The 12,052-nt window shown below is 72.2% G+C and carries 8 protein-coding genes; 6 read left to right on the top strand and 2 right to left on the bottom strand.

Features of this window, described 5'->3' with window-relative positions:
- Nucleotides 1-6 precede the first annotated feature (6 nt).
- Together BG452_RS40385 and BG452_RS40380 are read right to left on the bottom strand one after the other, a co-directional pair.
- Nucleotides 7-2,487, bottom strand: coding sequence for an endo-beta-N-acetylglucosaminidase (locus tag BG452_RS40385; RefSeq protein ID WP_188309340.1), 2,481 nt, complete (start codon nt 2,485-2,487; stop codon nt 7-9).
- Between the two features lie 222 nt (nt 2,488-2,709).
- A complete protein-coding gene (locus tag BG452_RS40380; protein ID WP_188309339.1) occupies nt 2,710-3,744 on the bottom strand; it encodes a LacI family DNA-binding transcriptional regulator in 1,035 nt (344 codons plus the stop codon).
- A 273-nt stretch (nt 3,745-4,017) separates the two neighbouring features.
- Between BG452_RS40380 and BG452_RS40375 the strand changes: the two genes are divergently transcribed.
- The 6 genes from BG452_RS40375 to BG452_RS40350 all read left to right on the top strand — a co-directional run.
- Nucleotides 4,018-5,307 carry an ABC transporter substrate-binding protein gene (locus tag BG452_RS40375; RefSeq protein WP_188309338.1) on the top strand — a complete coding sequence of 430 codons (1,290 nt, stop codon included), beginning with the start codon at nt 4,018-4,020 and terminating at the stop codon, nt 5,305-5,307.
- Nucleotides 5,308-5,439: 132 nt separating this feature from the next.
- Nucleotides 5,440-6,312, top strand: a complete 873-nt coding sequence (locus BG452_RS40370) for a carbohydrate ABC transporter permease (protein WP_188309337.1) — start codon at nt 5,440-5,442, stop codon at nt 6,310-6,312.
- A gap of 4 nt (nt 6,313-6,316) precedes the next feature.
- Nucleotides 6,317-7,180 carry a carbohydrate ABC transporter permease gene (locus BG452_RS40365; RefSeq protein ID WP_188309336.1) on the top strand — a complete coding sequence of 288 codons (864 nt, stop codon included), beginning with the start codon at nt 6,317-6,319 and terminating at the stop codon, nt 7,178-7,180.
- Between the two features lie 65 nt (nt 7,181-7,245).
- Complete coding sequence (locus BG452_RS40360) at nt 7,246-8,547, top strand: glycoside hydrolase 5 family protein (RefSeq protein WP_188309360.1); 1,302 nt, start codon at nt 7,246-7,248, stop codon at nt 8,545-8,547.
- A gap of 38 nt (nt 8,548-8,585) precedes the next feature.
- Nucleotides 8,586-11,627 carry an alpha-mannosidase gene (locus BG452_RS40355; protein ID WP_188309335.1) on the top strand — a complete coding sequence of 1,014 codons (3,042 nt, stop codon included), beginning with the start codon at nt 8,586-8,588 and terminating at the stop codon, nt 11,625-11,627.
- Nucleotides 11,628-11,706: 79 nt separating this feature from the next.
- Nucleotides 11,707-12,052 (top strand): ROK family protein (locus BG452_RS40350; protein WP_188309334.1); only part of this gene is annotated, 346 nt, incomplete at its 3' end.

Here is a 12,052-nt window from a genome sequence, read left to right as displayed (position 1 = left end):
GGAGGCCTACTGGCCCCAGGCCTCGAACTCGTAGATGCGGGCGGCCGGATCGCTGTTCTGGGTGGGCTTGGTGATGGCCAGCCGGACGTAGCGGGCGGTGGTGTCCACCGGGTGGGTGGTGGTGCCCGCCGTGTTGCCGGTGACGTTGGCGACCGTCGTCCACGGGTCGGTGGTCCTGGAGCGCACCTGGATGGTGAAGTCCCGGGTGTTGTACGCGGCGCTCTCGCCGCCCGCCTGGGCGTGCTGGACCACGAACCTGTTCAGCTTCTTGGCCGAACCGAGGTCCACCTCAAGCCACTTGGCGGCCGTCAGGGTGCACCACTTGTCGCTGGTCCCGCCGCTGACGCTGCCGTTGACGGCCTTGGCCGGGCCCTCGTCGGCGTTGCACTGGCCGGAGGCGGTGGCCGGGCGCCTCAGCGCCAGGTCGGTCGAGGTCGACGGCGGGGAGCCGTCCCAACTCACCGTGGTGGACGCGACATCGGAGCGGCCGTAGGTGGTCGACACCGCCTCGACGTCCAGGGTGGTGCCGGTCTCGGTGCCGGCCCGGTCGAGCCGCCCGACGAAGTACGCGTCGTTGGGCGTGGCCCCCAGGAAGGTGCGGCTGCCGTCCGCGTTGCGCCGGTACACCTCGTAGTGGTGGACGTTGCCGCCGGGCGCCGCCGTCCAGGAGAGCCGCAGCGACTGGCTGGCACCGGCCGTCACGTCGCTGGCGCCGAGGACGGTCAGTGCGCTCGGCGCGGCCGGGGCCTTCACCGACCCGTCGTAGAGGGCGACTTGGCCGACCCGAAGGTCGTACGCCGGATCCGAACCGTCGACCTGGAGCGCGAGCTGGGAGATCGTCCGGCCCGCGTACCGGGAGAGGTCGAGGGTGTGCCGCTCCCAGCCGGTACCGGAGTTGCCCCCGACGTCCACGGTGGTGAAGCTGCCCGGGGTGTCGGTGAAGGAGACCGCGGCCTTGAGCTTGGTCGGGCCGGCGGCCGGGGTCTTGACCACCAGGTCCAGCTTGGTGTTCGCGGCGACGGGCAGGCTGGTCTGGTACAGCCGCACGGTGTTGGTGGAGTCCAGGGTGCCGGTCAGCCGCAGCGAGGAGCCGCCCTGGTAGGCGTCGGTGAAGTCGACCGACGGACTGAGCTTGCTGCCACTGGAGTCGACCACCCAGCGGTACGTCGGCGGGACGTCCTGCAACGAGAGGTTGTTCCAGCCGCCGGTGGCGACCCGGGTGCCGGCCGCGTTGTAGAAGTCGCCCTGGCCGGTGTCGAAGTTGGTGACGAAGGGCTTGGCGGTGATCGGCGAGGACTCGGCGACGTAGCCGGCCAGGCCGGGCCAGCTGCTGGAGAGGTCGGTGCGGGACGGGTCGTTGTCGGCGCCGACCCAGTAGCGGGCGTCCTTGGCGTAGAAGTCGGCCCGGTCGGTGGCGGACTTCCAGGTCCACTCGGGGCGGTAGAGGCCGAGCGAGGTGGTGTGCGGGTGCCCGGACGGGAAGAGGGTGTTCCAGTCGACGGAGGTGTTGTAGCCGTTCGCCTCGGTGTCGATGCCGGAGTACAACTCGTACTCGCTGCGGCCGAGTTGCCGGGCCAGGGTGCGGGAGGAGTCCAGGCCGTCGGGCGTCCAGCCGAAGTTGAGGAACATCGAGTCCGCGGTGCGCTTCGGACCGTCCTGGAGGAACGGCGAGTTGGCGGAGGTGAGGGCGTTCTGCCAGTCGACCGCGCCGGAGGTGGTCATCGCGTCGTACCACATGAACTCGGTGTCGCTCTGCGCCTTGGTGTACTGCATCAGGTCGCGCACGTCGCCCGCGAGGGCCTGGTCGCCGCCGCCGGTCTCCTGGTTGATGAACCAGCCGTCGAAGCCGTAGTACTTCGCGGCCTGGGCCAGCTTGTCGGCGACGGGGTAGCGGCCGCCGGACTTCTGGACGAAGTCGCGCACCCACTGGAGCCGGCCGCCGTACGCGGCGGGCGGGAAGAAGACGGTGCCGTAGACCTTGACGCCGTTGCGGTGGGCGGCGTCGATCACGGTCGGGTTCGGCGCGAGGATCAGGCCCTCGCCGGCCGAGCCGCCCCAGAACACCAGCTTGTCGACGTACTGCCAGTAGCCGAAGGCGTAGTAGTTGGGGTCGGCGGAGCCCTGGGAGGGGTTGTTGGAGGTGGGGCCGAAGGAGACCAGCGAGGCGATCTTCCCTTCGCCCGCGCGGGCGTTGGGGTTCGCGGCCAGGGCCGGGTCGCTGGTGCGCGGCTGGAGCGGGACGCGGGAGCGGTTGAACCGGGCGTCCGGGTCGGTGGCCGGGTCCCAGGTGAGGATCGAGCTGGGGTACCAGTACGAGGCGTACGGCTGGCTGCCCGAACCGGCGGGAGCGGCGGCGGGCGCCGGGGCCGGTCTCGGTGCGGCCCCGGCCGAGGGGGCGGCCCCGGCCGAGGGGGCGGCCGTCAGCGTGGCCGCCAGCGCGGCCGTCGCGAGCGCGGCGCTGAGCAGCAGGGGGAGGCGTCGTGACATGCGGTGGCTCCGATCGAGCGGAGGGGGTGGGGGCGGGCCCGCCGTCAGGGACGGGGGCCCGGCTGCATGCGGAGGTGCCGGTACCGAGCGGGGGAGGCGCAACGAGCAGCCGGGCGGGCGGCCGGGGCCGGTACGCGCCCAGGGCGGAGCCCGCTCGGCGCAGCGAGGCTAAACCGGTTCAGAACGACTGTCAACGGCCCGCGCAGCAACCACTCGACCGAGCTACCCGCCCTGGGACGCACCCGCCGGCGGCGAGGTCGACTCCCGTACCGTCAGCCGGGGCGTCGGCATCTGCAGGTCCCGCCCGGCCCCCGCGCCGTCCACCGCCTCCAGCAGGCTGCGGGCGACCTGCTCGCCGAGCGCGAAGGTGTCGCGGCTGAGCGCGGTCAGCGGCGGGTGGACGATCCGGGCGAGCACCGAGTCGTCGAACGAGACGATGGACAGCTCCCCGGGCACCGCGACGCCCATCTCCCCGGCCACGCCGAGCCCGGCGACGGCCATCACGTCGCTGTCGTAGACGATCGCGGTGGGCCGTCGGGGCCGGGAGAGCAGGGTGCGGGTGGCCGCCGCGCCCTCGGCGTCGCTGAAGTCGGTGGGCACCGACACGGCCTCCTCCAGGCCGAGCCGGCGCGAGGCGTCACGCAGCGCGCGGATCCGGCGCTGGGTGTGCTGGAAGTGCGGCAGCCCGGCGAGGTGGGCGATCCGGCGGTGCCCGATGGCGGCCAGGTAGTCGACGATGGAGAGCATCGCCTCCCGGTCGTCGGCCCAGATCCGCAGCTGGTTGCCGCCCTTGCCGGGCCCGCCCAGTACGACGGCGGGCAGCCCGAGTTCGTCCAGCACCGGCAGTCGCGGGTCCCTGACCTGGAGGTCCACCACGATGAAGCCGTCCACCCGGTGCTCGGAGGCCCACCGCCGGTAGACCTCGATCTCGGCGGCGGTGTCCTCGACCACCATCAGGTGCAGGGCGACCGAGCTGGCCGAGAGCACCGCCTGGAGGCCGGAGAGCAGTTGGCTGAAGAACGGCTCGACGCCGATGGTGCGGGCGGGGCGGGCGATCACCAGGCCGACCGCGTCGGACCGGGCCCCGCCGAGGGCCCGGGCGGCGCTGTGCGGGCGCCAGTTCATCTCCTCGGCGACCCGCAGGATGCGGTCCCTGGTCGCCTCGCTGACACCCGGGCGGCCGTTGAGCGCGAAGGAGACCGCGCCCTTGGAGACACCGGCCTGGCGCGCGATGTCGGCGATCGTCGGTCTGCCCACGGAACCCGACTCCTCTCTTGACAGCCAAGTTTAGGCGGGAGCATAGTCCCTGCCAGAGCTAGACCGGTTTAGTTAGTCAGGTTCCGAAACCCGACACAACCCAAGAACACGCAAACCCCGAGCTCGGCGCGGTCACCCACCCCGGACGCACCACCACCGGTACACCACGCCCGGTGCACCACCCCCGGTGCACCACCCCCGGTGCACCACCCCCGGTGCACAGCCCCGAGCCCGGCGCGATCCCCCACCCACCCCCAGGACCGGGAGACCCTCATGCGAAGAATCTGGGCGGCACTGACCACGACGGCCCTCACCGCGGCGGCCCTCACCGGCTGCGGACTCGGCTCCGGAGACACCAAGAACAGCGACAGCGTGGCGAGTGCGGCCGCCACCGGCGAGGTCAAGGGCAAGGTCTCGATCCAGACCTGGTCGCTCAAGCCCAAGTTCACCGACTACATGCAGGGCGTGATCGACGGCTTCAAGAAGAAGTACCCGGGCGTCGAGGTCGACTGGCTGGACCAGCCCGGCGAGGGCTACGCCGACAAGGTGCTCAGCCAGGCCGCCTCCGGCACCCTGCCCGACGTGGTCAACCTCCCGCCGGACTTCGCCTTCCCGCTCGCCAGGAAGGACGTCCTGCTGGACGTGGCCAAGGCCGACCCCAAGCTCGCCGACGAGTACGTGGCCGGCGGCGTGGACGCCTACCGCTACCACGGGTACCAGGGCACCTTCGGCTACCCCTGGTACCTCAACACCGATGTGAACTACTGGAGTTCGGACCTCCTCGGCAAGAACGGGCTGGACCCGGCGAAGCCCCCGGCCAACCTGGACGAACTCATCGCCCAGGCCCGGGTGATGAAGGAGAAGTCCGGCGGCCAGACCTATCTGATGAGCCGCAAGCCGGGCCTCGGCGACCTCTACAACATCGGGGTGAAGATCCTGGCCGACGACGGCAAGTCCTTCACCTTCAACACCCCCGAGGCCGCCGCGCTGCTCGACAAGTACCGCGACGCCTTCAAGGACGGCCTGATGCCGAACGGGGTGCTCACCGACACCTACGCCGGCAACTCCAAGCTGTTCAGCGCCGGCACCGCGGCCTGGACCACCGGCGGCGGCAACTTCATCACCAGCCTCGCCACCGACAACCCCACCCTCGCGCCGAAGGTCGTCCCCTCCCCCGCGATGGGCACCCCGCCGCTGTACGTCCAGGGCCTGTCCATCCCCAAGAACACCAAGAACCCGGCCGCCGCGGTCGCCCTCGCCCGCTGGGTCACCAGCCCCGAGAACCAGGCCGCCTTCGCCCACCTGACCAGCGTCTTCCCGTCCACCAAGGCCTCCGCGAACGACCCGTTCTTCAGCAAGAGCGACGGCAGCAACGCGGGCGACGCCAAGGTGATGGCCTTCAACTCGCTCGCCAAGGCCCAGCTGATCCAGCCGGTCGAGGTGGACGACGCGATGGGCACCATCGTCAAGCAGCAGTTCGCCCTCGCCATCAGCGGCCAGACCAGCTCCAAGCAGGCGCTGGACACCGCCGTCGAGCAGTGCGACAAGCTGCTCAAGGGCTGACCCCACCACGCCCGGAGCCCGTAGCGAACCCGTACCGGCGAGGCGGCGGTCCCCCACCCGCCGCCCCCGGGAATCACCTGCACCGCCCCGGTCCCCGGAAGGCCCAGGGCCCAGCCCCAGGAAGGCACCCGCATGACCCACCGGCGTTGGTTCACCCCCTGGCTGCTCGCCGGCCCCGCGATACTCTGGCTGGCCGTCTTCAACCTCTGGCCGGCCGTCAACACGGTGATCCTCTCCTTCACCAACGCCAAGCCCATCGGCGGCGGGCACTTCACCGGCCTGGAGAACTACGGCCGGCTGCTGGACGACGCCCAGCTCGCCGACGCCCTGCTCAACAGCATCGTCTTCATGCTGGTCTGCCTCCCCCTGCTGACCGTCCTGCCGCTGCTGCTCGCCCTGCTCGTCCAGCGCCGGATCCCCGGCATCACCTTCTTCCGCACCGCCTTCTACACCCCGGTGATCGCCTCCGCCGTCGTGGTGGCGCTGGTCTGGGGCTGGGTGCTGGACGACCGGGGCCTGGTCAACGGCCTGCTCCAGCAGAGCGGTCTGGCGGACTCCCCGGTCTCCTTCCTCACCGACCGCTGGCTGCTGCTGTTCAGCGCGATCGCCCTGACCGTCTGGAAGGGCCTGGGCTACTACATGGTCATCTACCTGTCCGCGCTCGCCAACGTCCCGCGCGAGCTGCACGAGGCGGCGGCCGTGGACGGCGCGAGCCCGCTGCGCCGCTTCTGGCACGTCACCCTGCCCGGGGTGCGTCCGACCATGGTGCTGATCTCCGCGCTGATCTCGGTGAGTTCCCTGCGCGTCTTCTCCGAGCTGTACGTACTCTCCAACGGACAGGGCGGCCCCGGTGGCCGCGACATGTCGGTGGTGATGCTGATCCAGATGTACAGCCGCGGCTTCAACGGCCACCTGGGCTACGCCTCCGCGCTGAGCCTGCTGCTGTTCGTCATCACCCTCGGCCCGATGCTGTTCCTGATGCGGCTGAACCGGAAGGCGGCCTGAGCCCGTGACCACCCTCCACCCGAAGCCGGCCCGCGGCTTCAACTCGCCGTCCCCCGCCCGGACCGCCGCCCGCTACCTGCTCCTGCTGCTCGTCCTGCTGCTGGTCATCGGCCCCTTCCTGTGGCAGCTGTCCACCGCCCTCAAGGGCCCCGCCGAGGACGTCTACACCCGCACCCCGGCCTTCCTGCCCGAGCAGCCGACCCTCGGCAACTTCGGCAAGGTCGCCGACACCATCCCGGTGTGGACGTACGCCCTCAACTCGCTGATCGTCGCCGCCGTCTGCATCACCGGCAACGTGGTCGGCTGCACCCTGGCCGGCTACGCCCTGGCCCGGCTTCGCTTCCGCGGCGCCAGGCTCGTCCTCGGCCTCTTCCTGGCCACCCTGGTGCTGCCCGGCGAGGTCACCATCGTCTCCCAGTACGTGCTGGTGCGCGGCCTCGGCCTGGCCGACAGCCTGGCCGGCGTCGCCCTGCCCGGGGCGATCGCCATGCTCAACGTGCTGCTGATGCGCACCGCCTTCGCCGCCGTCCCCCTCGAACTGGACCAGGCCGCGCTGGTGGACGGCGCCAACGTCTGGCAGCGGCTGTGGCACATCGGCCTGCCGAACGCGCGCGGCATGCTCAGCGTGATCGTCATCTTCACCTTCATCGGCGCCTGGGACGACTTCCTCTGGCCGCTGATCGTGCTCAACGACCCGCAGAAGTACACCCTGACCGTCGGGCTCCAGTACCTCAACGGCACCTTCTCCGCCAACCCTCGGCTGATCGCCGCCGGCACCATGATCGCCTTCCTGCCGATCGTCGTGGTGTTCGCCGTCTGCCAGCGCTTCTTCTTCAAGGGCGTCGAGGAGGGAGCCGTCAAGGGATAGCCCATTTCCCCTACGGCCCACACGAGTTGAGGAAGCCCACCGTGACCACCCCCGCGACCGCGCCTGTGACCACCACCGCCACCACCCCTGCGACCGCCCCCGCGAGCACCGCCCCGCAGGCTCCGCGCTTCGGCGTCAACTACACCCCCAGCTCCGGCTGGTTCCACCACTGGCTCGACTTCGACCTGGACGCCGTGCGCGCCGACTTCGACTCCATCGCCGCCCTCGGCCTGGACCACGTCCGGGTCTTCCCGCTCTGGCCGCTGTTCCAGCCCAACCGCACCCTGATCCGCCCGCGCGCCGTCGAGCAGCTGACGGCCCTGGTGGACGCGGCCGGCGAACGCGGCCTGGACGTCGCGGTGGACGGCCTCCAGGGCCACCTGTCGAGCTTCGACTTCCTGCCGTCCTGGACCCAGACCTGGCACCGCCGCAACCTCTTCACCGACCCCGAGGTCCTCGACGGCCAGGCAGCCTACCTGCGCACCCTCGCCGAGGCGCTGCGCGAGCGGCCGAACTTCCTCGGGATGACGCTCGGCAACGAGATCAACCAGTTCTCCGGCGCCCCGCACCCCGACCCGGACCGCATCACCCCGGCCGAGGCCGAGGCCTGGCTGCGCCGGATGCTCGCCGCCTGCGAGCAGGGCGCGCCCGGCCGACTGCACCTGCACGCCTCCTACGACGCGGCCTGGTACCTGGACGGGCACCCGTTCACCCCCTGGCACTCGGCCCGCCTCGGCGCCGCCACCGCCGTGCACTCCTGGGTGTTCAACGGCACCGCCCAGCGCTACGGCGCCCACTCCACCGCCACCGCCCAGCACGCCGCGTACCTGGTCGAGCTGTCCAAGGCCTGGGCCGAGGACCCGGCCCGCCCGGTCTGGCTGCAGGAGGTCGGCGCGCCCGCCCCGCACATCACCGCCGGGGACGCGGCCCGGTTCACCGGCGCCACCGTCGAGGCCGTGCTGGACTGCCCGGACGTCTGGGGCGTCACCTGGTGGTGCTCCCACGACGTGGACCGCTCGCTCGCCGACTTCCCCGAACTGGAGTACAGCCTCGGCCTGTTGACGACCGACCGGAGCGTCAAACCGGCCGGCGCCCGGCTCGCCGAGGCCGCCGCCGAGGCCCGCCGCGGCTGGCAGCCGCCCAAACCGCGCAGCACCGCCGTGGTGGTCGCCACCGGCGACGAGGTCACCTCCCCCCGTCGCGCGGACTGCGGCCCCGGCGGCCCGGTGTACGAGGCCTTCATGCGCCTCGCCGAGGCCGGCGCCCGGCCGACCACCGTGCTCGCCGAACGCGCCGGGGACCGCGCGCACCTGGCCGCGCGCGGCATCACCGAGGTGGTCCACCCCTCCGACGTACGTTCTCTCTAGCCAGCGCTGTCCCTCGCCACGCAACGGAGCCTGCCGACATGCACGATGACCGCACCCTCGTCGAGTCCCGCCTCAAGCGCGTCCTGGAGGAGCGCATCCTCCCCGCCGTCTACCCCGAGTCCGTCCCGCTGGAGGTCGGCATCTGGACCGCCCCCGGCGAGCCCGTCCCGGTCGCCGAGGGCCTGGCCGCGCCGCGCACCCCGATCGCGGTCGGCGACGCCTGGGGCGCGCCCTGGGGCACCAGTTGGCTGACCGTGTCCGGCACCGTGCCCGAGGCCTGGGCCGGCCGGACGGTCGAGGCGCTGATCGACCTCGGCTTCGACGCCAACATGCCCGGCTTCCAGTGCGAGGGCCTGGTCTACCGCCCGGACGGCAGCCCGGTGAAGGGCCTCAACCCGCGCAACCAGTGGGTGCGGATCGCCACCCCGGCGGCCGGCGGCGAGCAGGTGCTGCTGCACGTCGAGGCTGCCGCCAACCCGGTCATCCTGGACTACCACCCCTTCCTTCCCACCGAGTTGGGCGACAAGGAGACGGCCGGCGACCAGCCCCAGTACCAGCTGGCCCGGATGGACCTCGCGGTCTTCGACGACACCGTCTGGCAGCTGTCGCTGGACCTGGAGGTGCTCGGCGAGCTGATGGCCGAGCTGCCGGTGGACGGCGCCCGCCGTTGGGAGGTGCTGCGCGCGGTCGAGCGCTGCCTGGACGCGATCGACCTCCAGGACGTCAACGGGACGGCCGCCGAGGCCCGTTCGCAGCTGACGGCCGTCCTGGCAGCGCCCGCCGCGCCGTCCGCGCACCGGATCAGCGCGATCGGCCACGCCCACATCGACTCCGCCTGGCTGTGGCCGCTGCGCGAGACGGTGCGCAAGGTGGCCCGCACCACCGCCAACATGACCGCCCTGCTGGAGGACGAGCCGGAGTTCCGCTACACCATGTCCCAGGCGCAGCAGTACGCCTGGATCAAGGAGCACCGCCCCGAGGTGTACGCCCGGGTGCGCAAGGCGGTGGCCGAGGGGCGGTTCGTCCCGGCCGGCGGCATGTGGGTCGAGTCCGACACCAACATGCCCGGCTCGGAGGCGATGGCCCGTCAGTTCGTCCACGGCAAGCGCTTCTTCCTGGAGGAGTTCGGGATCGAGAACCACGAGGCCTGGCTGCCGGACACCTTCGGCTTCACCGGCGGCCTGCCGCAGATCATCCGCAACGCCGGCTCCAAGTGGCTGCTGACCCAGAAGATCTCCTGGAGCCAGGTCAACAAGTTCCCGCACCACACCTTCCTCTGGGAGGGCATCGACGGGACCCGCATCTTCACCCACTTCCCGCCCGTGGACACCTACAACTGCTCCATGAAGGGCAGCGAAATCGCCCACGCGGCACGGAACTTCAAGGACAAGGGGGTGGCCCGGCACTCGATCGCGCCGACCGGCTGGGGTGACGGCGGCGGCGGCACGACCCGCGAGATGGTCGCCAAGGCGGCCCGCCTGCGGGACTTGGAGGGCTCGGCCACCGTCCGCTGGGAGAACCCCGCCGAGTTCTTCGCCAAGGCCGAGGCCGAGTACCCGAACCCGCCGGTCTGGGTCGGCGAGCTGTACCTGGAGCTGCACCGGGCCACCCTGACCAGCCAGGCGAGGACCAAGCAGGGCAACCGGCGCAGCGAGAACCTGCTGCGCGAGGCCGAACTCTGGTGCGCCACCGCCGCGTTGCGCACCGGCGCCGAGTACCCGTACGAGCAGCTGGACCGGATCTGGAAGACGGTGCTGCTGCACCAGTTCCATGACATCCTGCCCGGCTCCTCGATCGCCTGGGTGCACCGCGAGGCCGAGGCCACCTACGCGGCGCTGGCCCAGGAGCTGGAGGCCCTGATCGGCGCGGCCCAGCAGGCGCTGGCCGGGGCGGCGGAGGGCGGGCGCGAGCTGGTGTTCAACGGCGCGCCGCATCCGCGTTCGGCCGTCCCGGCGGGCGGGGCGGCCGTCGCCGCCACGGACGGCCCGGCCTGCACGGTGACCCCGCTCGACGGCGGCGGCTTCACCCTGCGCAACGGCCTGCTGGAGGTGGTGGTCGACGCAGACGGCCTGATCGCCTCGGTGGTGGAGACGGCGAGCGGCCGGGAGAGCGTGGCCCCCGGCAGCCGGGCCAACCTGCTGCAGCTGCACCCGGACTTCCCCAACATGTGGGACGCCTGGGACGTCGACCAGTTCTACCGCAACACCGTCACCGACCTGACCGGCGTGGACTCGCTGACCGCCTCCGCCACCGACGACCGGGCCGAAGTCCGGATCGCCCGCTCCTTCGGCTCCTCCACCGTCGTCCAGACCCTCACCCTGGGCGCGGGCGAGCAGCGCCTCGACATCGACACCGAGGTCGACTGGCACGAGACCGAGAAGTTCCTCAAGGCCGCCTTCCCGCTGGACGTCCACACCGAGCGCTACGCCGCCGAGACCCAGTTCGGCCACCTCTACCGGCCCACCCACACCAACACCAGCTGGGACGCCGCCAAGTTCGAGGCCTGCAACCACCGCTTCGTCCACCTGGACGAGCCCGGCTGGGGCGTGGCCCTGGTCACCGCCTCCACCTACGGCCACGACGTCACCCGCACCGTGCGCCCGGCCGACGGCGGCACCACCACGACCGTCCGCTTCTCACTGCTGCGCGCCCCGCGCTTCCCCGACCCGAAGACCGACCAGGGCCTGCACCGCTTCCGGCACGCGCTCGTCCCGGGCGCGGCGATCGGCGACGCCGTCCGCGAGGGCTACCGGATCGGCCTGCCCGAGCGGCGGGTCACCGGCAGCGCCGAGCACGTCGCCCCGCTGGTCGAGGTCGACAACGACGCCCTGGTGGTCAGCGCCGTCAAGCTCGCCGACGACCGCAGCGGCGACCTGATCGTCCGGGTCTACGAGGCGGGCGGCGGCCGGGCCCGCGGCAGGCTCTCCACGTCCTTCCCGCTGGGCGGCGCCGTCCCCTGCGACCTGCTGGAACGGCCCTGGGACGGCACCCGCGGCGAGGTGACGGTGGCGGAGGGCGCGGTCCGGCTGGCGCTGCGGCCGTTCGAGCTGGTCACCCTGCGGCTCAGCGCGGCCCGCTGACCGACGTACCGTGAAGCCCCACAGGCGCCCCGGCCCCGCGCGGCCCGGGGCGCCGCCCCCGCGACCCCTGGAGCCCGCCATGCCGTCCACCGCCCCGCTGTTCGCCGCCGTCGACATCGGCGGCACCAAGATCGCCGGGGCACTGGTCGACGACGCCGGCCGGCTGCGGCACCGGCTCCAGCTGCCCACCCCGGCGCGGGAGCCGGGCGCGGCCGTACTCGCCGTCGTCCACAAGGTGCTGGACCAGCTCGCCGGCACCCCCGAGTGGGCCGCCGTGACGGCCGTCGGCATCGGCAGCGCGGGACCGGTCGATCTCGCCGGCGGCACCGTCAGCCCGGTCAACATCCCCGGCTGGCGCGGCTTCCCGCTGGTCGCCGAGGTCGCCGCGCACCCGGCGGTGGCCGGCCGTCCGGTCCGGCTGGCGG

The organism is Streptomyces sp. CBMA123 (assembly GCF_014596465.1).
GTDB lineage: Bacteria > Actinomycetota > Actinomycetes > Streptomycetales > Streptomycetaceae > Kitasatospora.
The sequence above is the reverse complement of the archived record's forward strand: the minus strand, read 5'-3'. Positions and strand labels throughout refer to the sequence as shown.

Excerpts from the sequence above, each read along its gene's own strand:
- BG452_RS40385 (WP_188309340.1), bottom strand. The coding sequence starts at position 2,487 with ATGTCACGACGCCTCCCCCTGCTGCTCAGCGCCGCGCTCGCGACGGCC.
- BG452_RS40375 (WP_188309338.1), top strand. The coding sequence starts at position 4,018 with ATGCGAAGAATCTGGGCGGCACTGACCACGACGGCCCTCACCGCGGCG.
- BG452_RS40370 (WP_188309337.1), top strand. The coding sequence starts at position 5,440 with ATGACCCACCGGCGTTGGTTCACCCCCTGGCTGCTCGCCGGCCCCGCG.
- BG452_RS40355 (WP_188309335.1), top strand. The coding sequence starts at position 8,586 with ATGCACGATGACCGCACCCTCGTCGAGTCCCGCCTCAAGCGCGTCCTG.